We start from the raw sequence: 24,097 nt of genomic DNA, 5'->3' as shown, positions 1-24,097 counted from the left end.
GTTGGCTCGTAGAACGAGGGTTTCCGATGGCCGGTCTTTTGATTTCGAGGCGCAATCTTCTTCTTGGCGCGGGCGGTGTGCTGGCGACTTCCGGCCTGCCGCGCAGCATGGCGTGGGCCGACGACGCGCCGCGTGGCGGGCGGCTGGTGGTGGCAGCCGATTCCGAACCGCGCACGCTGAACCCGGCAATCGTTGCGTCGAACGGTGTGTTTTTCATCGCCAGCAAGGTGATCGAGCCGCTGGCTGAAGCCATGATGGATGGCGAGGGCGGGCTTGCGCCACGCCTGGCCACAAGCTGGGAAGGCTCCGAAGACGGGCTTTCCATCACCTTCAGACTGCGCGAGGGCGTGACCTGGCACGATGGCGCGCCGTTCACCTCGGCGGATGTGGCCTTCTCCGCAATGGAGGTCTGGAAGCCGCTGCAAAATCTCGGCCGCGTGGTGTTCGCCAATCTCGACACGGTGGAAACGCCCGACGCGCACACTGCCATTTTCCGCTTTTCCGCGCCCACGCCGATCCAGCTCATTCGCAATGCGCTGCCGGTGGTGACGAGCGTTCTGCCAAAGCATCTCTATGAGGGCACAGATATTGCCGCCAACCCGACCAACAAGGCGCCGGTGGGAACGGGGCCGTTCAAATTCGCCGAGCACAGGCCCGGCGAATATTATCGCCTTACCCGCAATGACGCCTATTGGGGCGAGGGGCTGCCGAAGCTGGACGAGATCATCTTCCGCGTTCTGCCCGACCGGGCGGCGGCGGCTTCCGCGCTGGAGGCAGGCGAAATCCAGCTTGCGGCCTTCTCGCAGGTGCCGCTGGTGGATCTGGAGCGCATTGCCAGCGTGCCGGGGCTGAAAGTGGTGACGGAAGGCTATGAGGCGCTCACCTATCAGCTTGTGGTGGAGATCAACCACCGCAACGAGATCCTCGCCAACCGGAAGGTGCGGCAGGCCCTGTCGCACGCCATCGACCGGGATTTCGTGGTCGATACGGTGTTTCTTGGCTATGCGCAGGCGGCCACCGGCCCGGTGCCGCAGAACGCGCCGCAATTCTACAATCCCGATGTGAAACCCTATTCCTTCGATACCGAGCGGGCCAACGCGCTTCTCGACGAGGCAGGCTATCCGCGCGGCGAGGATGGCAAGCGCTTCTCGCTGCGCCTTCTGCCGGCGCCGTTCTTCAGCGAAACGCGCCAGTTCGGCGATTATCTGCGTCAGGCGCTCGGCAAGGTGGGCATCGACGTGACGCTGGTGAACAACGACACGCCGGCGCATCTGAAGGCCGTCTACACGGATCATGATTTCGACATTTCTGTCGGCTCGCCGGTGTTTCGCGGCGATCCGGCCATCTCGACCACGATCCTCGTGCAGTCGGGCATTCCTGACGGCGTGCCGTTTTCCAACCAGGGCGGCTATGCCAATGCCGAGCTCGACACGATCATCGATCAGGCGGCCGAGACCATCGATACGGAAGCGCGCACCGCGCTCTACAACGACTTCCAGCGCATCGTGGTGGAAGACCTGCCGCTGATCAATGTGGCCGAGTGGGGCTTTACCACGGTTGCCAGTGACACCGTTCTCAATGTGGGCAACAATCCGCGCTGGGCGGTTTCCAATTGGGCGGATACGGCACTCGCTTCCTGAGAACGCAAGGAACACGCAATCGCATGCACCGGGCCCTGACTTTGACGCGGCGGCGTATCGTCAGCAGCATCCCGGTGCTGCTGATCGTCATTGTGGGCACGTTTCTGCTTCTGGAAGCCGCACCTGGCGATGCGGTGGACGCTTATCTGCTTTCGCTGGGCGGGGGCGATGCGGGCCTCGTGGCGGAGCTTCGCCAGAGCTATGGGCTCGACCAGTCGCTCGTGAAGCGGCTGACGCTTTATGTGGGCGCGCTGCTGCGGTTCGATCTTGGCTGGTCGGTGGCGTTCGACCGGCCGGTTCTCGACCTGATCGCGGAGCGACTGCCCAACACGCTGTGGCTGATGGGAGCGGCGACGGCGCTTGCCTTCTCGCTTGGGTCGCTTCTGGGCATTGTTGCCGGCGCGCGGCCGGGCAGCCTGACGGACCGGGCGCTTTCCATCGGGTCGCTGGCGCTTTACGCGGTTCCGAGCTTCTGGCTTGGTCTTGTTCTGGTTCTGGTGTTCGCGGTCGATCTGCGCTGGTTTCCCACGGCGGGCATCGAAACCATCGCTTCCGGCAAGACCGGGCTGGCGCGCGTGGCCGACATTGCCTGGCATCTGGTGCTGCCGGTCTCCGCGCTCGGTTTCATTTATCTGGCTCTTTTTCTGCGCATGATGCGGACCGGCATGGCGGAAGCCTGGCGGCAGGATTTCGTGCTTTTTGCGCGCGCCAAGGGGCTGGCGCGGCGGCGCATCGTGCTGCGCCACGTGGCGCGCAATGCGCTTCTGCCACTGGTCACCATGCTTGGCCTGCAGGCGGCGGCCATGCTGGGCGGCAGTGTGGTGGTGGAAAGCGTGTTCGCCATTCCGGGGTTCGGGCGGCTTGCGCATGAAGCGGTTTCCAGCCGCGATGCGCCGCTTCTGACCGGCATTATCATTGTCAGCGCGGTGCTCGTGATCGTCGTCAATCTTCTGGTGGACATCGCCTATGCGGCTCTCGACCCGCGTGTTGGCAGCGGGGAGGCGTCGTCGTGAAGCGCGTTGCGGGCCGTCTCATGCGTTCGCCGGAAGGGGTGGCGGGGCTTTGTCTTCTGGTGCTGCTTGCCGCCATGGCGCTTGCAGCGCCGCTTCTTTTTCCGGGCGATCCGCTGGCGATTGTCGGGCGACCGATGACTGCACCCTTCACCGATCCGGCGCTTCCGCTCGGCACGGATCGGTTGGGCCGGGATGTGGCTGCGGGCCTGATGCATGGCGCGCAGACATCGCTTCTGGTCGGGCTTGCCACAGCGCTGGTGGCGCTCACCGCTGGTGCGCTTGTGGGCACGGTTGCCGGGCTTGCCGGCGGGCTGGTGGACGAGGCGCTGATGCGCGTGGTCGATGCGTTTCAGATCGTGCCGGGCTTCCTTCTGGCGCTCGCCTTTGTCAGCGTCGCCGGGGCGTCGCTTCCGGTGATCATTCTCGCCATTGCCCTTGGCGCGTGGACCGGGCCGGCGCGGCTGGTGCGGGCGGAAGTCCTGTCGATCCGCGAACGCGACTATGTGTCGGCGGCGCGGGTGATCGGCATGCACCCGGCCGAGATTGCTTTGCGCGAAGTGCTGCCCAATGCGCTGCCGCCGGTTCTGGCGCTGACGGCGGTGATCGTCGCCACGGCGGTTCTGGTGGAGGCGGCGCTTTCGTTTCTCGGGCTTGGCGATCCCAATGTGGTGACCTGGGGCTCGATGATTGCCGAGGGGCGCAACGTGCTGCGCATCGCACCGCATCTTTCCATCGTGCCGGGGCTGGGGCTCGTGGCCACGGTGCTTGGCGTCTATCTTCTGGGCGAGGGGCTGGCGGATGCGATGGCAGGCCGAAAGGGGCGCGGATGAGCGTGCCGCTGGCCGAAATCCGGGGCCTTTCCGTCTCCTACGGGTGTGACGATGCGCAAAGCTTCGCGCTTCAGGGCGTCGATCTCGACATTGCGAAGGGCCGCCGGCTGGCGGTGATCGGCGAAAGCGGGTCGGGCAAGAGCACGCTAGCGCTGGCGCTTGCCGAGCTGCTGCCGCCGCAGGCGCGGATTGAGGGAACCGTCGGCTGGTCTGGTCTTGCACATGCGCCTGTGGCGGGGCGCGACATTGGCATGGTGTTTCAGGATCCTGGCGGCAGCCTCAACCCGGTTCTGACCATTGGTGAACAGGTGGCGGAAGGCGCGGTGCGTCATCTGGGGCTTGGCTGGCGGGCGGCGCGGTCGCACGCGCTGGCGCTGCTTGAGCGGGTGCGCATTCCCGATCCGCAGGCCGCACTTCGCGCCTTTCCGCATCAGTTTTCCGGCGGGCAGCGCCAGCGCATCGCCATTGCCGCAGCCATTGCGGCAAAGCCGGGGCTGCTGATCGCCGACGAGCCCACCAGCGCGCTCGACATGGTGGTGCAGGCCGAGATCGTGGTGCTGCTTGACACGTTGGTGCGCGAGGCGGGCATGACGCTGGTTTTCATCACGCACGACATTGCGCTCGCCTCCGGACTGGCCGACGACATTGCCGTGTTTCAGCGGGCGCGGCTGGTGGAGAAAGGTTCGGCGCAGGCGGTTCTGACGAAGCCGGCGCATGCCTATACGAAGCACCTTCTTGCCGCGCAGATCGATTTTTCGACGCCGCGCCTGATCGACGGGGTGGGCGATGCCTGAGCCGCTTCTCGTTGCGCAGAACCTCTGCAAGACCTTCACAAGCCGTGGGCGCAGGGTGACCGCACTTGACGATGTGAGCCTGACGCTTGCTCCCGGCGAAACGCTCGGGCTGGTGGGCGCGTCCGGCAGCGGCAAGTCGACGCTCGCGCGGGTGCTGCTTAGGCTTCTGCCGGCGGATGCGGGGGCGGTGCGGCTTCAGGGTGAAGACTGGCTTCAGCTTCGCGGGCGGGCGCTGCGGAGGCAGCGCCGGGCAATCCAGATGGTGTTTCAGGATCCGCTTGCGGCCTTCAATCCGCGCGCGACCATTGGCGCCGTGCTGGCGGACCCGCTGCGCATCCATGGCCTTGCGGATCGTGCGGTGCGCCCGGTGCGGGTGGGCGCGCTTCTGGAGCGGGTCGGGCTTCCCGCAGGCTATGCCGCGCGCGGCGTTCACGACGTGTCGGGCGGCGAGCGCCAGCGGGTCGCCATCGCGCGTGCCTTGGCTGCGCGCCCCTCGTTGATCGTGTTCGACGAGCCGGTTTCCGCGCTCGACCAGTCGATACGTGGAGAGATCCTGAAACTCATCGCTGATTTGCAGAAAAGCGAAGGCCTCTCCTACCTCTTCATCGCGCACGATCTCGCGGTCGTGCGCCTTGTTTCCCACCGGGTGGCGATCATGGAGAGCGGCCGTGTTGTCGAGACGGGACCGACTTCGCAAATCATCGACAGCCCGCAATCGCCGGCTGGCAAGGCGCTCGTGGCGGCGGTGCCGCGGCTGGAGTTTCCTCGAGCTCAATAGGCTGAGGGCAACCGCATATCGCGGGTTGCGCAGTTGCTGCGCCATGCCGCTATAGTGATGCCGAAACGCACAACTCGCGCGAACCCGGAGCCATCGTTCATGACGATCCGCAATCTTGAATTCGCCGCCCGTCCACGCTCTGTTGCCGTCATCGGTGCTTCAAAGAGGCCCGGCGCCGTCGGTCATATCGTGATGCAAAACCTGCAGGATGGCGGGTTTGACGGCGAGATCTGGCCCGTCAATCCGAAATACAGGGAAGTGGCAGGCCGGCGCTGCTACAAGCGCGCTGCCGACATTCCAGGCATTCCGGACATTGCCGTCATCGTCACGCCTCCCAAAACGGTGCCGGGGATCATCTCCGAGCTTGGCGAGAAGGGAACGCGCACCGCTGTCGTCATCACCGCCGGGCTGACACGGGAGAACGGGTTGCGTCAGGCCATGCTCGACGCGGCAAAGCCCTATCTCTTCCGGATCATCGGTCCGAACACGGTGGGGCTGATCGTGCCGCCGATGAATTTCAACGCCAGCTTCGCGCATATGCAGGCCAGGCCCGGCGGGCTCGCTCTGCTTTCGCAATCAGGCGCGATTGCCACGTCGCTTGTGGACTGGGCGGCGGCCGAGGGCGTTGGCTTCTCGCACATCGTCTCGCTGGGCGACATGGCCGATGTGGATGTGGGCGACTATCTGGAAATGCTCGCTGGCGACGGGCGCACGCGCGGCATTCTCATGTATCTCGAAACAATCCCCAATCCGCGCAAATTCATGACCGCCGCTCGGGCCGCCGCCCGGCTGAAACCGGTGATCGCCATCAAGGCCGGCCGCCATGCGCAGGCCGCACAGGCGGCAGCAACGCACACCGGCGCGCTTTCGGGTGCGGACAGGGTGGTGGAGGCCGCATTGCGCCGTGCCGGCATTCTGCGGGTGCTCGATCTGGGCGAACTGTTCGACGCCGCCGAGGTTCTGGCGCGCTTCCGTCCGCTGCAACGCGCGCAGGTGGGCATTGTCAGCAATGGCGGCGGGGCCGGTGTTCTGGCCGTGGACCGGCTCAACGATCTGGGCGGGACTCTGGCGGAGTTTTCGCCCGAAACCATCGCCCGTCTGGACCGGGCGCTGCCGCCGAACTGGTCGCATTCCAACCCCGCCGACATTATCGGCGATGCGCCGCCTGAGCGTTATAGCGAGGCGCTTCTGGCGGTGGCCGACGATCCCGACACGGATGCCGTTCTGGTGTTCAACTGCCCGACCGGGCTTGCCTCGCCCTCCGATGCGGCCCGCGCCGTTGCCGCACATGCCGACAAGGGGCGGGTGAACGGCAAGCCGCTCATCACCTGCTGGCTGGGTGAGGAGACCGCGCGCGAGGGGCGTCGTATCCTGCAGGAAGCGGGCATTGCAAACTTCAGCACCCCATCGAGCGCCACTGCGGCGCTTTCCTATCTCGGTGAATGGTCACGCGCCCAGAAGGCGTTGACCCGTGTGCCTTCGAGCCGCAGCGAGGATGTTGAGGGAGACCGCGAAAGCCTGCGTGCCATTCTCGAAAAGGTCGCCGCCGAAGGCCGTCGCATGCTGACGGAGCCGGAGGCCAAGGCTGCCATTGCCACTTACGGAATTCCCGTGCCTGAAACCGTGATTGTCGAGACACCAGAAGCTGTGAGTGAGGCCGCTGCACGGTTGCTCGAAAGCTCGGAAAGGGTTGTCGTCAAACTTCTTTCCAGAACCATCACGCACAAATCGGATGTCGGCGGCGTGGTGCTTGGTCTCAAGACGCCGGAAGCGGCGCAGAAGGCCGCCGAGAACATCATGAAGCGGCTGGACGACGCGGGCATGGCCGACGGGCTTGAAGGCTTTGCCGTTCAGCCCATGGTGGTGCGCAAACACGCCCATGAACTCATTCTCGGGGTCAGTCAGGATCCGATTTTCGGGCCGGTGGTGATGTTTGGTGCGGGCGGCACGGCGGTGGAGGTGATGGAGGATACGGCCATTGCGCTGCCGCCGCTCGATGACGTTCTGGCCGGCGACCTAATGGCGTCGACCCGCATCGGAAAACTGCTGGCTGGATACCGCGATCGCGCGCCCGCCGACAGTGATGCGATTGCTGGCGCCCTCAACGCCGTATCGCAGATGATCGTCGACTTCCCCTGCATCAAGGGCATGGACATCAACCCGCTGCTGGCCGACGCCGACGGTGTTGTGGCGCTCGATGCACGCATCGAGATCGAGCCTGCGGAGATCCACCGCAAGGGTCCGAACCCGGACCTTGCCATCCGCCCTTATCCGGATGGCTGGGAAAAGGATGTAAACCTGGAGGGGCACCGCTACCATCTGCGTCCGATCAAGCCCGCGGATGTGGCGTTGTTTCCGGATTTCCTGGCGCGCGTTTCGCCGGAGGATATCCGGTTCCGCTTCCTCGCCCCGCGCAAGCACTTTCCAGACGAAATGCTGGAACGGCTGACCCAGCTCGACTACGAGCGTGACATGGCCTTCATCGCGCTCAGGGAAGAGGATGGGGAAATGGCGGGCATTGGCCGTCTTTCCGCCGATCCTGACAAGGAGATCGCCGAGTATGGCCTGCTCGTGCGCACGGACCTGCAGGGCCACGGGCTTGGTTTTGCGCTGCTGAAACAGCTCATCGATTATGGCAGGGAAGAGGGCATTGGCGCCATTGAGGGCATTGTCCTGAGCGACAACACCAAAATGCTCGCCATGTGCCGCGATTTCGGTTTCGTGGTGAAGGACAGCGGCGAGGCTGGCGTGATCACGGTGGTGCTGGAGCTTTAGGCAGACCCACTGTAGCCCCTCACCCGTCTGGCGGATGAGGGGTGTTTGACAGCGGTCAAACGTCAGATACAGGCTTCGAACAGCGCCTTCGTGTTGGCAACGGTGAGCTTCACCGGGTTGCCGCCGGCACTCGGATCCTCCAGTGCCATGGCCACCATCTCATCGATGCGGTCCGTTCCGACGCCCATTTCCCCAAGCCTCTCAGGGATGCCGAGCTCTGCGCGAAGGCCCATGACGAAATCGAAGAATCCATCGAACCCGCCCGCAATGCCCAGATAGGCGGCAGCCGCATCGATGCGTTCCTCGATCTCCGGCCGGTTGAGTTTCAGCACAGCCGGCATCACCACCGCATTCGTGGTTCCATGGTGTGTGTTGTAGATCGCCCCGACCGGGTGCGACACCGCATGGATGGCGCCGAGCCCTTTCTGGAAGGCGACCGCGCCCATGGCGGCTGCGCTCATCATCTGCGCACGGGCTTCCAGATCGCTTCCGTTCTGATAAGCCCGGGGGAGATATTCCTTCACCAGACGAAGTCCTTCGAGCGCGATGCCCTGGCTCATCGGGTGGTAGAAGGGTGAGGAATAGGCCTCCAGACAATGCGCAAAGGCGTCCATCCCCGTGCCGGCGGTGATGGCCTTCGGCATGCCAACCGTGAGTTCCGGGTCGCAGACGACCACGGAGGGAAGCACTTTGGGATGGAAGATGATCTTCTTCACATGGGTTTCGGAGTTCGTGAGAACGCCGGCGCGACCCACTTCCGAGCCGGTGCCGGCTGTCGTGGGAACGGCCACGTTCGGTGCGATTTTCGATGCATCCGCGCGGGTCCACCAGTCGCCAATGTCTTCGAAATCCCACACCGGTCTAGTCTGGCCCGCCATGAAGGCGATCAGCTTACCGAGATCGAGACCGGAGCCGCCGCCAAAGGCGACGACGCCATCATGACCGCCATCCCTGAAAACCTTCACACCGGCTTCGAGGTTCTTGTCATTCGGGTTGGGATCGACTTCCGAGAACATGGTGCGCCCGAGGCCCGCCGCCTCCAGAATGTCGAGCGCGTTCTTCGTGATGTCCATGCCGGCCAGCCCACGGTCGGTAACGAGCAGGGGCTTTGAAATGCCGGCTGCCTTGCAGGCCTCGGCCAGTTCCCTGATGCGCCCGGCGCCAAACCGTATTGCGGTGGGATAGGACCAGTTTCCTTCGAGCTTCATGCCTGCTTCTTTCTCATGTGGTAGGATTTCGGGCGGGTCAGATTGTGGTAGCCGATTTCCGACAATGCGCCACCGCGCCCCGTGTTCTTGCAGCCGGTCCAGCACAATGCGGGATCGAGATAATCGGCACGGTTCATGAAGACGGTGCCCGTTTCGATGTCTGCACCGATAGCCGCCGCACGCTCGGGGTCGGCGGTCCACAGCGAGGCGGTCAGGCCGAACTCGCAATCGTTCATGAGGTCGAGTGCTTCGGCATCGTCCTTCACCGGCATGATGCCGACAACCGGACCGAAACTCTCTTCGCGCATCACCCGCATCTGGTGGTTCACGTCCACCAGTATCTGCGGCATGAGATAGGTGCCGCCATCATCTTCCGGAAAACGCTTGGGATCGACAAGGGCCTTCGCCCCCTGCGCCAATGCGTCTTCAGTCTGGCTACGCACTTCGGCTGCGAACCGCTTGTTGGCCATCGGGCCAATCGTGGTGCCCTCATCCAGCGGGCTGCCGAGCTTCAGCTTGCCCACCCAGTCCACTGATTTCTCGACAAAACTGTCGAAATGCTTCTCCGCGACATAGATGCGTTCGATGCCGCAGCAGCACTGGCCGGCATTGAACATCGCGCCGTCCATCAGCACATCGACGGCCCAGTCGATGTCGGCATCCTCCATCACATAGGCGGGGTCTTTGCCGCCAAGTTCGAGCCCGAGCCCGGTGAAGGTGCCGGCTGCGGCGCGCTCGATGGCGCGTCCACCGCCGACGGAGCCTGTGAAATTGATGAAGTCGAAGGAGCGCTTCCCGATCAACTTTTCAGTACCGGCATGGTCAAGGAAGAGATTGACGAACAGCTCTTCGGGAATGCCCGCTTCATGGAAGGCGCGGACGATGCGCTCACCCACGAGCAGCGTCTGCGTGGCGTGCTTGACCGCGACGGCATTGCCGGCAATGAGGGCCGGCACGATGGTGTTCATGGCGGTCATGTAAGGGTAGTTCCACGGCGCGATGACGCCGACCAGCCCGTGGGGCACGCGTTCGATGCGGCGCGCGAAGCTTTCCGAGTCTTCCAGAACGATGGGTGCGAGGGCACGCTCGACAATCTCCGCCATATAGGCGGAGCGCTCGTTCATGCCGCCGAACTCGCCGCCATAGCGCACCGGGCGGCCCATCATGTGGGCAAGCTCTGGCACCACCTCGTCTTTCATCTCGTTGAGGCGGGCAACGCCGGCATTCACCAGCTTGATACGCTCATCGAGCGGACGTGCGGCCCAGGCCTTTTGAGCATGGCGGGCATTGGCGAGAAGCTTGGCCGCCTTGTCGGGGTCCATCACGGGCCGCTCGGCAAAGACCGTTCCGTCGATGGGGGAAATGCATTGCAGGGTTTTCGTCATGTCATGCTCTCTCAAAACCGCGCCTGACCTCCCAGTCGGTGACGCGGCGGTCATATTCGGATTGTTCCCAGCGGGCTGCGTGGACATAGTGATCGACAACGTCATCACCAAAGGTCGCACGCAGCATTTTTGAACCGTCGAGCGCGGTGGCGGCATCGCGCAGGGTTTTGGGGATCTCGCGGATCCCTTCGCCCTCATACGCGTCGCCGACAAAGGCCGGCTCCAGCTCTCTCTTGTTTTCGATGCCATCAATGCCTGCCGCGATCAGGGCCGCGAAGGCAAGATAGGGGTTCAGGTCGGCGCCGCCGACCCGGCATTCCACGCGCACTGCTTTCGTGTCCTCACCGCAGACGCGGTAGCCCGCCGTGCGGTTGTCGAACGACCAGATCGCCTTGGTGGGGGCGAAGGTGCCGGCCGCAAAGCGCTTGTAGGAATTGATGTAGGGCGCGAGGAAATAGGTGATTTCGCCGGCATGGGCGAGCAGGCCTGCCATATAGCGTTTCATCATCTCCGACATGCCGTGTTCGCCCGCAGGGTCGAAGAAGAGCGGCTTGCCGTCGAGCGTCCATAGCGATTGATGGACGTGCGAGGAACTGCCGGCGGCCTTGTCGTCCCACTTGGCCATGAAACTGATGGCGCGACCGGCCTTCCAGGCGATTTCCTTGCAGCCGTTTTTCACGATGGCGTGGCGGTCGGCCATGGTGAGCGCATCGGTGTAGCGGACGTTGATCTCCGCCTGCCCCGCATCGGCCTCGCCCTTGGAGTTTTCCACCGGCACATCCGCGCCGTTGAGGCCGTTGCGGATCGCCCGCATCACATCCTCCTCCTTGGTTGTCTGGAAGATGTGGTAATCCTCATTGTAGGTGCTGATGCGCTCCAGTCCGCGATAGCCCTTGGCGGCGGCTTCCTCGAATGTGTCGCGGAAGAGGAAGAACTCCAGTTCCGAGGCCATCATCGCCTTCATGCCCATGGCTTCCAGCCGCGCGACCTGTTTTTTCAGGATGGCGCGCGGCGAATGGGGCACGTCGTCATGCGTGTGGTGGTCGAGCACGTCGCACAGAACCAGTGCCGTGCCTTCCAGCCAGGGAATGCGGCGCATGGTCGAGAGGTCCGGCTTCATCGTGTAATCGCCATAGCCCGCCGACCAGCTCGTCGCGCGATAGCCCTCGACTGTGAACATCTCCATGTCGGTGGCGAGCAGGTAGTTGCAGCTATGGGTTTCCTCAAACGCGCTTTCGAGGAAGAAATCCACATGGAAACGCTTGCCCATCAGGCGCCCCTGCATGTCGACCAGCGCGACGAGCACCGTGTCGATCTCGCCGGCTTCCGCTGCCGCCTTGAGGCTTTCCAAAGTCAGTTTGCCCGCCATTCAATTCGTCCTGTCGGTGGTTTTTGGGTTTGGCCCCGGCAATAGGACCGGGGCCATGTGTCTTTTTCGGATCAGCCGTAGCGATAGGGCGGACCGGCTTTCTGCATGAGGGAACGGTAGTTGCGCAGGATTTGAACCACGCGCTCCTTGCGGCCGCCTTCGGCAGCGATCTCGTCCCAGAATTTTTCCGCCTCGGCTTCTACCGTCGCCCATTCGGCATCGGGGATGGTGGTGAGTTCCATCTTGCCGCCATTGACGCGCAGGTCCGCTTCGCCGGCCCAGTACCAGTGCAGGCGGTAATAATGCGAGGAGTCCATCGCCAGCCGGAAGAGCTGCTTGAGATGATCCGGCACCTCGTTCCAGCGGTCGGAATTGGCGAAGAAGGAGCCAACCCAGGCACCGCAGATATTGTTGGTGAGCAGATACGGCGTCACGTCGGCCCAGCCCACCGTGTAATCCTCGGTGATGCCCGACCAGGCGATGCCGTCGAGCTCGCCCGTCTGCACGGCCACTTCCACGTCTTCCCATGGAAGCGTTACGGGAACGACACCGAAGCGGGAGAGGAACTTGCCGGCTGTCGGGAAGGTGAAGACACGCTTGCCCTTGAGATCTTCAAGGCTCTTGATGGGTTCCTTGGTGTTGAAGTGGCAGGGGTCCCATGAACCCGCCGAAAGCCATGTAACGCCTTCGACCTCGCCGTAGGCTTCTTCCCATATCTCGGCCAGGCCATGCTTGTAGAAGAGCGCCTGCACATCGAGCGAATAGCGCGTGGCAAAGGGGAAATAGCCGCCGAAGACCGACACATCGACCGGCGCTGCCATGGAATCGTCGTCCGATTGCACGGCGTCGATCGTGCCGTTCTGCATGGCGCGGAAAAGCTCACCCGTCGGTACGAGCTGGTCGGCATAGTAGAGCTCGATTTCCATCTCGCCATTGGCCGCCTTGTTGAAGGCGTCGATGGCCGGTTTGACCACATGTTCGGCAAGGGCCGCTCCGGCATAGGTCTGCAGCCGCCAGCGGATCGGGCTTTGCGCATGAACATAGGGCGTTGCAAGGGCCGTGGTTCCGGCTGCTGCCGCCGATGCCATGCCCGCTTTCTTCAGAAAGTCGCGTCTGTTTTGCATCTTCGTTCACTCCTCTGGTTGTTGTCCCGGTCGTTGTTGCCGGGCATTGCCGCAGGCTTGTTCTGGTCGTCACCTCCTTGGTTGTGCGGTTTCAGCGCGCATAGACATGCTCCGGGAGCCAAAGTGCGATCTGAGGAAAGACCATCACGATGATGAGCGCGAATACCATCACCGCAACGAACGGAATAATGGACCGGTATATGTCTCCGAGCTTGATTTCCGGCGGCGCCATGGCCCGCATCAGGAACAGATTGTAGCCGAAGGGCGGGGTCATGTAGGCGATCTGGCAGGTGATCGTGTAGAGCACGCCGTACCAGATGAGGTCGAAACCAAGCAGCTTGACGAGCGGCACATAGAGCGGGGCGACGATGACGAGCATCGCCGTGTCGTCCAAAAACATGCCCATGATGAGATAGGAAAGCTGCATCAGGATCAGCACTTCCCACGGCGACAGGCCGAGCTGATCCAAGAAGAATCCCTCGATGGCCCTGACGGCACCCAGACCGTCAAACACCGCGCCGAAGCACAGCGCGGCCAGGATGATCCACATGAACATGCACGAGACGGAAAGCGTCTTGCGCACCGTGTCGTGGATCACCTTCAACGTGAGCCGGCCACGGATAGCGGCGGCGGCGGTCGCCGAAACCGCGCCGATGGCGGAGCTTTCGACAAGGCTGGTGACGCCCATGACGAAAAGCCCGGTCATCAGGAAGAAGATCATGAAGGGCAGAATGCCGGCCGACAGGAGCTTGAGCTTTTCCGACATGGGGATGCGGCGCTCTTCGGAAGGAAGAACCGGCCCGAGATTGGGCTGCAGCCAGCACCGGACCGCGATGTAGAGAATGAAGAGCCCGGCCATGAGCAAGCCCGGAAACACGCCTGCAAGCCAGAGCTGGCCGACCGGCTGGCGCGCGATCATGGCGTAAAGCACCAGCACCACGCTGGGCGGGACGAGAATGCCAAGCGATGAGCCTGCCTGAATGACGCCGGTCACCATGATCTTGTCGTAGCCGCGTCTGAGTAGTTCCGGCAGAGCGATTGTCGCGCCGATGGCCATGCCGGCGACGGAGAGGCCGTTCATGGCGGAGATAACCACCATGAGGGCAATCGTTCCGATGGCAAGCCCGCCGCGCACCGGGCCAAACCAGACATGGAACATCTTGTAGAGATCGTCGGCAATGCCCGATTCCGACAGCATGTAGCCCATATAAATAAAGAGCGGCAGCGTCAGCAGCGCGTACCATTTCATCAGCTTCATCGCGGCGGAGAAGGCGATCTCGGAACCACCCGTGCCCCAGAGAAGAAGCGCGAAGGCCACGGCAATGAAGCCGATGGCGCCGAAGACGCGCTGTCCCGTCAGGAGGAGGCCCATCATGCCGCTGAACATGAGGATCGCGGTCAGTTCATAGCTCATGACAGCTCCTCCCCGCGTGCCCGCGCGACATCCTTGAAGAGCTGGGCAACGGCCTGAAGCAGTGTCAGCGCGATGCCGATGCACATGATGATTTTGATGGGCGCCATGTAGGGTGACCATGCCGAGTAGCTGGTCTCACCGTATTTCAGTGCATAGGAGGTGGAGGAAAAACCGCCATAGAGCAGAAGCGAGAGATAGAAGATCAGGAACAGAACGGTGATGGAATCGACAAGCGCCTTCGTGCGGGGCGACCATCGGGCATAGATCAGGTCCATGCGCACATGCGCGTCGTTCTGCAATGCCCAGCCGCCGCCGACCATGTAGTAGGCAACCATGGCGAACTGGGCCATTTCAAGCGTCCAGAGCGGCGGAATGGCCACGGTTTTCATGATCGACGAATAGAGCAATATGCCGATCATCAGGAAGATCATGTACATGACCACCAGGCCGACATAATGATTTGTACGATCGATCAGACGCACATAGCGCCTTATGGCATTCGGCATCGCTTCCCGTCTCCCATTTTATCTCCTTTGTCTTCCCGCTCTGGTTCTGCGCCGGCCTGTTCTTGTCAGGCTTGTTGTGGTCCGGCGGCGTGTATGTCGATGTGAAAGCGCTCCAGTGCTGCTTCAAGCAGTCTTGCCGTGCGCCCGGCCCATTCGTCCTGCCCCGGTTCGGTGTCGATCAGGTCGCTGCAGTATTCGATCATGACGTTGAGCAGACCGTGCTGAACGGCATGAAGGCGCAGCGTGTGCGTGACACCGTCATCGGGCCCATAGGGGTAGTTGCGCATCGCGTTGGTGATGCCCTCATTCTCGGCAAGCTGCAGCATGGCATCCGCCAACCGCCTGTCGCGATCGTGCAGAAGGCCGATTGCGCGATGGCGGGCAATCCCGAAATAAACCCGCGTGAAAGAATGGATCGTGACGATAACCGGCTGTTTCGCCGGACCGGTGCGCGCTGCGACAAGGTCCGCGAGCGCCTGGCGAAAGGGTTCGTAGATTTCCGCGATACGCTGTTGTCGCGCTTCGTCCGGCAGATTGCGATTGCCGGGGATTGCATGGACTTCGCTCATCTCCGGAATGGCGTCGGGCGCCTCTGGCGGACGGTTGCAATCGTAGACAAGGCGCGAGAAACGCTGGTGGATGAGCGGAGCGTCGAGCAGAGCCGAGAGCTTTTGCGCTGTCGCCAATGCGCCGATGTCCCAGGCGGCATGGCTTGTCAGCGTGTCCGGCTTCGCACCGAGTGTCGAGAGCGAACGGGGAATGGTGCGCGATGCGTGTTCGCATACCAGAATGACGGGCGATTGCCCGTCGATGCGTTCTATCTGGAACGGCTCTCCATCGGATGGAACAAGCAGCGCCCTGGCCATCAAACCTCCCTGTGGATCTGCTTGCCCCTGTCATCTTCCCGGTGAAAGGTCATCGTGCAGCAGATTTGTAATAATGATTAGCATTGCCGCGATTTTGTCAATCGTGTAATTTTTGTTACGGATCGAAATCCGGATTGGCGGGAGAGACGCGTTTGGGAATGAAAGAGCAGGTTCACGGGGCACTCGGTCAGATGACCGATGCCGAGCGCAAGGTGGCACACACGTTTCTTGCCAACTATCCAAGCAGTGGCCTGTCGACCGTTGCCGAATTTGCCGGCCTTGCCGGCACCAGCGCCCCAACCGTTCTGCGCTTCGTGTCGCGGCTGGGCTTTTCCGGATATCCTGAATTTCAGCGGGCCCTGCGCGCCGAAATCCAGGCGGAACTGCTCTCACCGCTTGAGAAGGGGGACAGTTCGGCCGCGCGCAGCCTGGATGGGTCTGCGCTCGGCGCTTATTTTTCGCGCGCAACCGCCAACATTCAGGCGACACTCGAGGCCATACCCGAAAGCGAGTTTGAGGCGGCCTGTGCGCTGCTCTCCGATCCGAAGGCCTCCTGCTACACGCTCGGAGGGCGTTTCAGCGATGCCATCGCGCGCTATATGGCGGCGCATCTGCGGATTGTGCGGCCCAATGTGCGCCGGTTTCAGGACCAGACCTCCACGTGGGATGATCAGTTGCTTGACGTAAAGGCGGGCGATGTGGTGGTGCTCTTCGATATTCGCCGCTACCAGCGCGACCTTGTCCATCTGAGCGAGCTTCTGTGCGAGCGCAGGGCGCGTATCGTGTTGATCACCGATAGCTGGCTGTCACCGATCTCACGCTACGCCAAGGTGGTTCTGCCCTGTGCGATCGATTCCGGTCGCACGTGGGATTCCGGCGTGGTGCTGATGGCGCTGGTGGAGGCGATTGTTGATCGCGTGACACACCGGGACTGGGATTCCGCGCGCGGCCGCATTCAGGCGCTGGAGCACATCCACTGGAACAAGCCGCCTGCCGCAGACTGACCGGTCTGGTCCTTCTGAAGCCGCCAGGCGCCAGAGCGCCCGGTGCAAACCCGTCCGCTATCCGTAAATCCCGCTCGCCGCCTCTTTGAGCCACGCCATGGCGGCGCGGTAGGGGCCGGGACCGTGGCTGATGCGGGCAACGCCCAGCCGCCCGAGTGTCGCGGCATCCGGCGCAGTCTTCATCGCCATGATGTTGACGGGCAGGCTGGAAGCGCCGCAAAGGTCTTCGATCAGGGCTTCATCCACCAGTGCAGGGGCAAAGAAGCCGCTGGCACCGGCATCGGCAAAGGCTCTGGCGCGCTCCTTCGCCTCGGCGAGCAGCGCTGGATGCCGGTCACGGTCGCTTTCCTTGAGGAACAGATCAGTGCGCGCATTGATGAAGAGCGGTATCCCCCGTTTCTCCGCCATGGCGCGGATGGCGGAGATGCGTTTCACCTGATCGGCAATCTCATGCAGGCCGTCGCCACCGACGATCTGATCTTCGAAATTGATGCCCACCGCGCCTGCGTCGAGAATGCGTGAGACATTGTCAGCCGCCCCCTGTGGGTCAGTGGCATAGGCGCCTTCGAAATCCACAGAGAGGGGCAGGTTCACGGTTTCCACGATGCGCCCGGCCACCTGGGCGAGATACGCAAGCGGGATTTTCTCGCCGTCGCCATAGCCATGGGCCGCGGCGACCGACCAGCTTCCCGTGGCCAGAGCCTGCGCACCCGCGCTCGCCACCGCTGCTGCCGAACCTGCATCCCAGATATTATAGAGAACGAGGGGCTCTCCCTTCACATGCAGGGCGTGGAAAGTGCGGGCCTTGTCATTCTGGTTCATGGCAAATCTCCGGGTAGCGGAATAGATTTGTCGTCAGTTTTTCACGTTCCAGCCCCCGGCGCTTGCTCCAAAGCGCCTTCCGGCGCGGGCCAGTCGTCAATATGCGACTTCAATCGCAAAGCGGGCGAAGCAGAGTCTGTGTGGATTTGATGTCTTCGCTGATTGCCTGGCGCACACCGGCTCCGTCGCGCTGGCGTAACGCTGCGATCGCATCGTGATGATGGCGGGTGTATGTTTCGCCCTCGTGCGAGCGGAGTGTCGGCTCCAGGTGGCGCGTCAGCATGCGCATGTAGGGGCCGAAGCGCAGCCATAGCGACTCGGCCAGTTGCAACAGCACTTCAGAACCGGAGCCCTGATAAAGGGTGAAGTGAAATTCCTGGTTCTTCACCAGCATCGTGTAGATGCTCTCTTCGTGACTGGAGGTCTCGTGGGCCTTCACCAACTCTTCAAGCGCGGTGATATCGGCGTCGCTTGTGTTGGGGGCCGCAAGCTCTGCAGCGAGACCTTCGATGGCGATGCGTGCGCGGCAAAGATCGTCGAGCCGCGCCTTGCTGATGGCTGGAACGCGTGCAGATCCGTTCGGCGCAATTTCAAGTGCGTTTTCGGCCGCCAACCGACGAAGAGCTTCTCGAACCGGCATGTGGCTGGTGCCGAAGGTGTCAGAGAGCGATGCTATGGTCAGCGTCTGGCCCGGGTCGAAGCGACCGACCATGAGTGCATGACGAAGCTGCTGGTACACACCATCCTGTATGGTGACGCGCCTGGATACCGGAACGAATTCACTTTCCATTGCCGAGCCACCCTTCGTCCATCTCGCCATCTCCGATACAGCTTCCGTGTGTACCGTTAACGATCGACTAAGCGCGCTTTTCTTGCGATGCAAGGTTTTCAGGCGAGGAGAAGCTTTAAGTCACATGATTCCGTTACAAAATGGCACAATGTTGCATTCAGGCAGCGGTCCGGGCCGCTGACCGAAATCTCGATCAGGCGTGTCAGGGTGTGCGGCGGATAGCCTTGCCCTGATCATCGAACCGGAACACCCGGGTTTCATCAAACTTTGCGTTCAGCTCGCTGTCGATCTCGAACTGGTGTTCCCCGAACAGGCGTGCGCACAGAAGGCCCGCATCGCCGCAGTCGAGATAGAGGTTTGTATCCGCGCCCAGATGCTCGATGTGGGATACGCGCCCCTTGATGTCGCCGTTGGTGGGCACGATGGAGATGTGCTCCGGGCGGATGCCAATGGTCTTTGCATCTTCGCGGCCGAGCAGTCCGGCGTCAATGAAGTTCATCTGGGGCGAGCCGATGAAACCGGCGACGAAGAGGTTCGCCGGGTCGTTGTAAAGCTCCATGGGCGTGCCGACCTGCTCGATCCTGCCGCCGTTCAGAACCACGATGCGGTCAGCGAGCGTCATGGCTTCGGTCTGGTCGTGGGTGACGTAGACCATGGTTGCACCCAGTTCGCGGTGAAGGCGCGCAATCTCCAGCCGTGTGTTGACGCGGAGCGCAGCATCCAGATTGGAGAGCGGTTCGTCGAACAGGAAGAGCTTGGGCTTGCGCACCACCGCGCGGCCAATGGCGACGCGCTGCCGCTGGCCGCCGGAGAGTTCGGCCGGCCGGCGGTCGAGATAGGGCTCGAGCGACAGCATCTTCGAGGCGAAATCGACACGTTCGGCGATGTGCGCGGCAGGATGTTTTGCCTGTTTCAGGCCAAGGCTCATATTGTCCCGCACGGTGAGATGCGGATAGAGCGCATAGGTCTGGAAAACCATGGCGATGCCCCGCCTGGAAGGGGGCGTTGAGCTCACATCGGCGCTGTCGATGGCAATGCTGCCGCCACTGGCGTCTTCCAGGCCGGCGATGATGCGCAGAAGGGTGGATTTGCCGCAGCCCGACGGGCCGACGAAGATGACGAGTTCGCCGTCCTGAACCTCCAGATCCACGCCCTTGATGACGTCGACCTGGCCGAACGACTTGGTGATGTTCTTGAGTGCGAGTGAGCCCACGGTTTCGTCCTACAGTTCTATTTCCTTGCCGCTTCGCACGCTTTCGTCGGCGGCGAGGCAGATGTTGAGGGATTGCACGGCATCGTTCATGTGCCGTGTGAGATCGATGTCTTCGCGGATGGCTTTGAGAACGAAGGCCTGTTCGCGATCGCACAGTTCCTGATGTCCCGGCTCGCCTTCCATGGAGAGGAGCGTGTCCTCTTTTGCAAAGCGGCCCTCGGCGTCGGTTTCGGCCTTGTGGATGCGGATGCGCGAGGTCTGCGTGTGCGCGTCGATGTCGTCGGATTTCGCGCCCTCGTCCATGACGATGGAGACGCAGCCTTTCGGCGACACGATGTCCTTCACGAAGAAGGCGGTCTCCGACATCATCGGCCCCCAGCCGGCTTCATACCAGCCGACCGAGCCATCCTCGAAAATCACCTGGAAATGCCCGTAATTGTACATGTCCGGAGCGATCTCGTCTGAGAGCCGAACGCCCATGCCGCGCACTTTCACCGGCTTCGCGTCGGTGATCTGGCACATCACGTCCACATAGTGCACACCGCAATCGACGATGGGCGGCGTGGTCTCCATGAGCTGTTTGTGCGTGTGCCAGCTTGGGCCGGAGGACTGCTGGTTCAGGTTCAGCCGGAACACATAGGGTCCGCCGAGCCCGCGCGCTTCCTCGATCAGTTTCACCCAGGAGGGGTGGTGGCGCAGGATGTAGCCCACCACGAGCTTGCGATTGTGCGTTTTCGCCGTCTCCACCACACGCCTTGCATCGGCGACATTGGTCGCCAGCGGCTTTTCCACGAAGACGTGGGCGCCGGCTTCCATCGCCGCGATGGCGTAGGGCGCATGGCTGTCGGAGTAGGTGTTGATGGAGGCCAGGTCCGGTTTGGTCTTGGTCAACGCCTCTTCGAAGCTCGTGCAATGCGGATAGTCTTTCAGCGCATCCGGCAGATCCGGCTTTGAGCGCGAGACGAGGCCGACAATCTCGAAGCCGGGATTGGCGTGATAGGCGAGGGCGTGGCTCATGCCCATATTGCCGAGGCCTGCTACCAGAACCCGCACGGGTTTTTCCTGCGCACTCATTTCACGGCTCCTGAGGTGATGCCGCGGATCAGCTGGCGCGAGAAGATCAGATAGAGGATCAGTACCGGCAGGATGGCGAGCGACAGGGCTGCCAGAACCGCGTTCCAGTTGGTGACGAACTGGCCGATGAAGACCTGTGCGCCGAGCGTGATTGTCTTTGTCGCCTCGGCAGGCGCTAGGATCAGCGGGAACCACAGATCGTTCCAGATCGGGATCATCGTGAAGACAGCAACGGTGGCCATGGCCGGGCGCACAAGCGGCAGGACGAGGCGGAAGAAGATGCGGTATTCGCTGAGCCCGTCGATGCGACCGGCGTTTTTCAGGTCATCGGAGACCTGCCGCATGAACTCCGACAGGATGAATATGGCCAGCGGCAGACCCTGTGCCGTGTAGACGAGGATCAGCGAGGTCAGCGTGTTGACGAGGCCGGAAGCGGCCATCATCTGGAGGATCGCCACGGTGCCGAGCCGGATCGGGATCATGATGCCGAGCGCCAGGTAAAGGCCCATCAGCGAATTGCCCTTGAAGCGGTATTCGGCAAGCGCGAAGGCGGCCATGGCGCCGAAAAGCAGCACCATGAACAGCGATACCACGGTGACGACGAAGCTGTTCTGGAAGTAGAGCAGGAAATCGCCCTGTTTCAGAACCGTTTCGAAGCCGACCAGGCTGAAGGTTTCCGCATTGGGCAGCTCCAGCGGCGTGCGGAAGATGGCCTTGCGCGACTTGAAGGCATTGATGACGATCACGAACACCGGAAAGAGCGCGATGATCGTGTAGGTGGCCAGCACCGCATGGGCGGCGATGGAGCGGGCAGGGGAGTGTCTGGCTGTGCTCATGGTTTCTGCCTCCGGCTCAGAACTGGTAGCGGCGCAGCCGCCGCTGGATGCCGAAGAGGTAGATCGACACGCCGATGAGGATGATGGCGAACATGGCTGTTGCGATGGCCGCGCCCAGATTCGGATCACCGAGCTGAAGCTGGAAGCCGAAGAAGGTGCGGAACATGAAGGTGCCCAGGATGTCGGTCGAGAAATCCGGTCCCGCCAGTGCGCCCTGCGTGGCGTAGATCAGGTCGAAGGCGTTGAAATTGCCGACGAAGGTGAGGATCGAGATAATGCCGATGGCGGGCAGGATCAGTGGCAGCTTTACCTTCCAGAACTGCGACATGCCGGTGATGCCGTCGCATTCGGCGGCTTCGAGAAGCTCGTCGGGAATGGAAAGAAGCGCAGCATAGATCAGCATCATCGGAATGCCGACGAACTGCCAGACCGAGATGAGCGCCAGCGTCGTCAATGCATAGGCTTCCTTGCCAAGCCACGGCTGGAACAGGCTTTTTAAGCCAACGAGATCAAGCAGGTTGGGCGCCACGCCCCAAAGCGGACTCAAGATCAGCTTCCAGGCAAAGCCTGCAATCACGAAGGAAAGGATCGTCGGGATGAAGATGGCCGTGCGATAGAAGGAGCGCATGCGTAAGCGCGGGCTTGAAAGCAGCGCAGCCAGAAGGATGCCGATCGGGTTCTGCACGATCATGTGCACGATGAAGAACCAGGTGTTGTTCTTAAGCGCGTTCCAGAACTGGTCCGACCATTGCGGATCGCCGAACAGGGCCCGGAAATTCTGAAGGCCGACAAAGACCTGGCTGTTCTCCACCTCGCTATAGAGGGCGAGCTGGAGCGTGCTGAAAAGCGGAATGATCATGATCGCCGTATAGATCAGCACGGCGGGCGCCAGAAACACGGCAATATGCCAGCGTCGGGGCTTCTTTGTCGCTTGGGCCATGGAGCGTCTCTCTATGGTGCCGGGCCCGCGCATGGGGCGGACCCGGCTTCCTGTTCAGGGATCAGGATTTACTGCTGGGGCTCGTACCAGCCGGCCAGACCGTCCTGAAGCTGCTTTGCACCGTCTTCTGGCGCCTGTGCGCCGCGCAGGACATTGGCCGAGACATTCCACATCTCGTTCCAGAGGTTCGGCGTGCCACGCGAGAGGATCTGGTGCGCGGGACGGATGGTCGATTTGCAGTTTTCACGCCAGGAGACGAACTCCCTGGCAAGCGGGTCTTCCATCTCGACGGTCTCGCTGGAAAGCGAGAAGAAACCCGGCAGCGAGTTGGCGTAGAGTGAAGCGAATTCGGCCGAGCCGACCCAGTTCAGGAAGGTGCGGGCAGCTTCCGCATTCTCCGTCTTGGCGTTCATGCCGATGCCGATATCCGTGTGATCGGAAATGTAGCATTCGTCGCCTGCATTCTGCACCGGCGGGGGGAACGCGCCAAGCTTGAAGTCCGCCTGGTCGTTGAAGATGGCGATTTCCCAGGAGCCGGCCGGGAAGATCGCGGCGCGGCCAAGCGTGAAAAGGTTCTGGCTGTCGGGATAGGCCTGTGCCTCAAAGCCATCGCCCAGATACGGAGCCCATTTGGCGATCTCGCCGAGCGGCTTGACCCACTGCTCGTCCGTGAGCTTCTGCTCACCGCTGATCAGCGCCAGACGGCCTTCTTCGCCTTTCCAGTAGTTCGGGCCGATATTGGTGTAGCCCATTGTGGCGGCTTCCCACTGGTCCTTGGCGCCCATCGCCATGGGAATGTAGGTGCCGTCTTCCTTGATCTTTTCGAGGACCGCGTAGAATTCCTCGTTGGTCTTCGGCGGCTCGATGCCGAGCTCTTCGAAGGCGTCGGCATTGTAGATGAAGCCGTGGATCACGGATGCCATGGGCACGCAGAACGTCGCAGAACCGTCGTCCGTGCTCCACGCGGCCTTTGCCACGTCGGAGAAGTTCGACATGTTCTCGAGATCCTTGAGATCCGTCAGATGGCCCTTTTCATAAAGGCTGAGCGAGGCGTCGAACGGGCGGCAGGTGATGAGGTCGCCGGCCGTGCCTGCATCGAGTTTGGAGTTGAGAACAGCATTGTACTCGGTCGGAGCGCTTGGCGCGAAGGTCACCTTGATGCCGGGGTGCTTGGCCTCGAAGGCCGGGATGAGCTTTTCCTGCCAGATCGTCAGGTCGTCATTGCGCCAGCTTTCGATGGTGAGTTCGGCATCCTGTGCCATCGCCATACCGGTTGCACCCAGCATGGTCGCGGCAAGCAATGCCAGTCTGGTGGATTTCATCATGATCTTCTCCCTGTTGTGCCCGGGAGGTGTCTCCGTGGCCTGACGCGCAAGCCTGGAGCGCGCCCCGGGGCGCTGCTGAATTTCCCATGGAGGTAATTCGGTGTGTTTCGTGAGCCCCACGAAGCGTTGTCAGCGTTTCCGGATTGCCCTGCGCGGCTGGGAACGTTCTTTCGTGTCCCTTGTACGCGCGGCTCCCCGGACCCCTCTGCCTCCTCCAATGCGGAAATTAAAGGCCAAAAAGATACCATTTGTCCAGCCTGATTTCGTCACTTTCGGGGCGGGCTTCTGAAATCTGCGCTAATTATGATTTTTAATCAGATAGTTATGCTGATTTCTGGGGCTTATGATTTTTTGTTGTTTCCTGGAGGTATCTTTTTGGTATTATTCATTG

Annotated in this window: 21 protein-coding genes; 7 read left to right on the top strand and 14 right to left on the bottom strand. The window is 62.1% G+C overall.

The window, feature by feature from the left end; all coding sequences use genetic code 11:
• The first annotated feature begins 26 nt into the window (after positions 1 to 26).
• The 6 genes from BLW55_RS07655 to BLW55_RS07630 all read left to right on the top strand — a co-directional run bounded on the left by BLW55_RS07655 (position 27) and on the right by BLW55_RS07630 (position 7,830).
• Entirely contained in the window at positions 27 to 1,640 is a 1,614-nt protein-coding gene (locus BLW55_RS07655; protein WP_090327968.1) for an ABC transporter substrate-binding protein, read from the top strand.
• Positions 1,641 to 1,663: 23 nt separating this feature from the next.
• On the top strand, positions 1,664 to 2,653 hold the full coding sequence (locus BLW55_RS07650) for an ABC transporter permease (protein WP_090327965.1): 990 nt from the start codon (positions 1,664 to 1,666) through the stop codon (positions 2,651 to 2,653).
• Between the two features lie 20 nt (positions 2,654 to 2,673).
• The gene (locus BLW55_RS07645) at positions 2,674 to 3,483 is read left to right on the top strand and encodes an ABC transporter permease (RefSeq protein WP_177175120.1); all 810 of its coding nucleotides are present in this window, start codon (positions 2,674 to 2,676) and stop codon (positions 3,481 to 3,483) included.
• Positions 3,480 to 4,277, top strand: coding sequence for an ATP-binding cassette domain-containing protein (locus BLW55_RS07640; protein ID WP_090327961.1), 798 nt, complete (start codon positions 3,480 to 3,482; stop codon positions 4,275 to 4,277). The genes BLW55_RS07645 and BLW55_RS07640 overlap by 4 nt, the downstream gene beginning before the upstream one ends.
• Positions 4,270 to 5,055: an ABC transporter ATP-binding protein gene (locus tag BLW55_RS07635; RefSeq protein WP_090327959.1), complete on the top strand. Its 786-nt coding sequence runs from the start codon at positions 4,270 to 4,272 to the stop codon at positions 5,053 to 5,055. The genes BLW55_RS07640 and BLW55_RS07635 overlap by 8 nt, the downstream gene beginning before the upstream one ends.
• A 99-nt stretch (positions 5,056 to 5,154) precedes the next feature.
• Complete coding sequence (locus BLW55_RS07630) at positions 5,155 to 7,830, top strand: bifunctional acetate--CoA ligase family protein/GNAT family N-acetyltransferase (RefSeq protein ID WP_090327956.1); 2,676 nt, start codon at positions 5,155 to 5,157, stop codon at positions 7,828 to 7,830.
• Between the two features lie 62 nt (positions 7,831 to 7,892).
• On the opposite strand, the gene BLW55_RS07625 is transcribed toward BLW55_RS07630, so the two are convergent.
• From BLW55_RS07625 to BLW55_RS07595, 7 genes are all read right to left on the bottom strand, one after another.
• The gene (locus tag BLW55_RS07625; protein ID WP_090327954.1) at positions 7,893 to 9,038 is read right to left on the bottom strand and encodes an iron-containing alcohol dehydrogenase; all 1,146 of its coding nucleotides are present in this window, start codon (positions 9,036 to 9,038) and stop codon (positions 7,893 to 7,895) included.
• Complete coding sequence (locus BLW55_RS07620) at positions 9,035 to 10,423, bottom strand: aldehyde dehydrogenase family protein (protein ID WP_090327951.1); 1,389 nt, start codon at positions 10,421 to 10,423, stop codon at positions 9,035 to 9,037. The genes BLW55_RS07625 and BLW55_RS07620 overlap by 4 nt, the downstream gene beginning before the upstream one ends.
• A 1-nt stretch (position 10,424) precedes the next feature.
• On the bottom strand, positions 10,425 to 11,792 hold the full coding sequence (locus BLW55_RS07615; RefSeq protein WP_090327949.1) for a glutamine synthetase family protein: 1,368 nt from the start codon (positions 11,790 to 11,792) through the stop codon (positions 10,425 to 10,427).
• 71 nt (positions 11,793 to 11,863) lie between these two features.
• Positions 11,864 to 12,916 (bottom strand): TRAP transporter substrate-binding protein, encoded by a 1,053-nt coding sequence (locus BLW55_RS07610; protein ID WP_025030459.1) that lies wholly within the window; start codon positions 12,914 to 12,916, stop codon positions 11,864 to 11,866.
• Between the two features lie 91 nt (positions 12,917 to 13,007).
• Positions 13,008 to 14,330 (bottom strand): TRAP transporter large permease, encoded by a 1,323-nt coding sequence (locus BLW55_RS07605; protein ID WP_090327946.1) that lies wholly within the window; start codon positions 14,328 to 14,330, stop codon positions 13,008 to 13,010.
• The gene (locus tag BLW55_RS07600; protein WP_007008895.1) at positions 14,327 to 14,836 is read right to left on the bottom strand and encodes a TRAP transporter small permease subunit; all 510 of its coding nucleotides are present in this window, start codon (positions 14,834 to 14,836) and stop codon (positions 14,327 to 14,329) included. The genes BLW55_RS07605 and BLW55_RS07600 overlap by 4 nt, the downstream gene beginning before the upstream one ends.
• A 65-nt stretch (positions 14,837 to 14,901) precedes the next feature.
• Positions 14,902 to 15,702: an N-formylglutamate amidohydrolase gene (locus BLW55_RS07595; protein ID WP_090327943.1), complete on the bottom strand. Its 801-nt coding sequence runs from the start codon at positions 15,700 to 15,702 to the stop codon at positions 14,902 to 14,904.
• Between the two features lie 158 nt (positions 15,703 to 15,860).
• Between BLW55_RS07595 and BLW55_RS07590 the strand changes: the two genes are divergently transcribed.
• Entirely contained in the window at positions 15,861 to 16,706 is an 846-nt protein-coding gene (locus BLW55_RS07590) for a MurR/RpiR family transcriptional regulator (protein WP_007008893.1), read from the top strand.
• Between the two features lie 57 nt (positions 16,707 to 16,763).
• On the opposite strand, the gene BLW55_RS07585 is transcribed toward BLW55_RS07590, so the two are convergent.
• The 7 genes from BLW55_RS07585 to BLW55_RS07555 form a co-directional block, all read right to left on the bottom strand.
• Positions 16,764 to 17,528 (bottom strand): isocitrate lyase/PEP mutase family protein, encoded by a 765-nt coding sequence (locus tag BLW55_RS07585; protein WP_090327942.1) that lies wholly within the window; start codon positions 17,526 to 17,528, stop codon positions 16,764 to 16,766.
• 109 nt (positions 17,529 to 17,637) lie between these two features.
• A complete protein-coding gene (locus tag BLW55_RS07580) occupies positions 17,638 to 18,318 on the bottom strand; it encodes a GntR family transcriptional regulator (RefSeq protein WP_090327939.1) in 681 nt (226 codons plus the stop codon).
• 202 nt (positions 18,319 to 18,520) lie between these two features.
• Positions 18,521 to 19,531 carry an ABC transporter ATP-binding protein gene (locus BLW55_RS07575; protein ID WP_090327938.1) on the bottom strand — a complete coding sequence of 337 codons (1,011 nt, stop codon included), beginning with the start codon at positions 19,529 to 19,531 and terminating at the stop codon, positions 18,521 to 18,523.
• Positions 19,532 to 19,540: 9 nt separating this feature from the next.
• Positions 19,541 to 20,605: a Gfo/Idh/MocA family protein gene (locus tag BLW55_RS07570; RefSeq protein ID WP_090327935.1), complete on the bottom strand. Its 1,065-nt coding sequence runs from the start codon at positions 20,603 to 20,605 to the stop codon at positions 19,541 to 19,543.
• Positions 20,602 to 21,441 (bottom strand): carbohydrate ABC transporter permease, encoded by an 840-nt coding sequence (locus tag BLW55_RS07565; RefSeq protein ID WP_090327933.1) that lies wholly within the window; start codon positions 21,439 to 21,441, stop codon positions 20,602 to 20,604. The genes BLW55_RS07570 and BLW55_RS07565 overlap by 4 nt, the downstream gene beginning before the upstream one ends.
• A gap of 16 nt (positions 21,442 to 21,457) precedes the next feature.
• Entirely contained in the window at positions 21,458 to 22,381 is a 924-nt protein-coding gene (locus BLW55_RS07560; protein ID WP_090329922.1) for a carbohydrate ABC transporter permease, read from the bottom strand.
• A gap of 68 nt (positions 22,382 to 22,449) precedes the next feature.
• Positions 22,450 to 23,706, bottom strand: coding sequence for an ABC transporter substrate-binding protein (locus BLW55_RS07555; protein ID WP_007008885.1), 1,257 nt, complete (start codon positions 23,704 to 23,706; stop codon positions 22,450 to 22,452).
• Positions 23,707 to 24,097: the final 391 nt, after the last annotated feature.

Origin of the sequence: Nitratireductor aquibiodomus (assembly GCF_900105565.1) — a bacterium.
Classification (GTDB): domain Bacteria; phylum Pseudomonadota; class Alphaproteobacteria; order Rhizobiales; family Rhizobiaceae; genus Nitratireductor; species Nitratireductor aquibiodomus.
The sequence above is the reverse complement of the archived record's forward strand: the minus strand, read 5'-3'. Positions and strand labels throughout refer to the sequence as shown.

Bases quoted from the DNA above. Each gene is read 5' to 3' on its own strand.
- BLW55_RS07610 (WP_025030459.1), bottom strand. From the start codon at position 12,916: ATGCAAAACAGACGCGACTTTCTGAAGAAAGCGGGCATGGCATCGGCG.
- BLW55_RS07625 (WP_090327954.1), bottom strand. From the start codon at position 9,038: ATGAAGCTCGAAGGAAACTGGTCCTATCCCACCGCAATACGGTTTGGC.
- BLW55_RS07635 (WP_090327959.1), top strand. From the start codon at position 4,270: ATGCCTGAGCCGCTTCTCGTTGCGCAGAACCTCTGCAAGACCTTCACA.
- BLW55_RS07605 (WP_090327946.1), bottom strand. From the start codon at position 14,330: ATGAGCTATGAACTGACCGCGATCCTCATGTTCAGCGGCATGATGGGC.
- BLW55_RS07630 (WP_090327956.1), top strand. From the start codon at position 5,155: ATGACGATCCGCAATCTTGAATTCGCCGCCCGTCCACGCTCTGTTGCC.
- BLW55_RS07590 (WP_007008893.1), top strand. From the start codon at position 15,861: ATGAAAGAGCAGGTTCACGGGGCACTCGGTCAGATGACCGATGCCGAG.
- BLW55_RS07570 (WP_090327935.1), bottom strand. From the start codon at position 20,605: ATGAGTGCGCAGGAAAAACCCGTGCGGGTTCTGGTAGCAGGCCTCGGC.
- BLW55_RS07615 (WP_090327949.1), bottom strand. From the start codon at position 11,792: ATGGCGGGCAAACTGACTTTGGAAAGCCTCAAGGCGGCAGCGGAAGCC.
- BLW55_RS07565 (WP_090327933.1), bottom strand. From the start codon at position 21,441: ATGAGCACAGCCAGACACTCCCCTGCCCGCTCCATCGCCGCCCATGCG.
- BLW55_RS07620 (WP_090327951.1), bottom strand. From the start codon at position 10,423: ATGACGAAAACCCTGCAATGCATTTCCCCCATCGACGGAACGGTCTTT.
- BLW55_RS07600 (WP_007008895.1), bottom strand. From the start codon at position 14,836: ATGCCGAATGCCATAAGGCGCTATGTGCGTCTGATCGATCGTACAAAT.
- BLW55_RS07560 (WP_090329922.1), bottom strand. From the start codon at position 22,381: ATGGCCCAAGCGACAAAGAAGCCCCGACGCTGGCATATTGCCGTGTTT.
- BLW55_RS07645 (WP_177175120.1), top strand. From the start codon at position 2,674: ATGCGTTCGCCGGAAGGGGTGGCGGGGCTTTGTCTTCTGGTGCTGCTT.
- BLW55_RS07585 (WP_090327942.1), bottom strand. From the start codon at position 17,528: ATGAACCAGAATGACAAGGCCCGCACTTTCCACGCCCTGCATGTGAAG.
- BLW55_RS07595 (WP_090327943.1), bottom strand. From the start codon at position 15,702: ATGGCCAGGGCGCTGCTTGTTCCATCCGATGGAGAGCCGTTCCAGATA.
- BLW55_RS07580 (WP_090327939.1), bottom strand. From the start codon at position 18,318: ATGGAAAGTGAATTCGTTCCGGTATCCAGGCGCGTCACCATACAGGAT.
- BLW55_RS07655 (WP_090327968.1), top strand. From the start codon at position 27: ATGGCCGGTCTTTTGATTTCGAGGCGCAATCTTCTTCTTGGCGCGGGC.
- BLW55_RS07555 (WP_007008885.1), bottom strand. From the start codon at position 23,706: ATGATGAAATCCACCAGACTGGCATTGCTTGCCGCGACCATGCTGGGT.
- BLW55_RS07640 (WP_090327961.1), top strand. From the start codon at position 3,480: ATGAGCGTGCCGCTGGCCGAAATCCGGGGCCTTTCCGTCTCCTACGGG.
- BLW55_RS07650 (WP_090327965.1), top strand. From the start codon at position 1,664: ATGCACCGGGCCCTGACTTTGACGCGGCGGCGTATCGTCAGCAGCATC.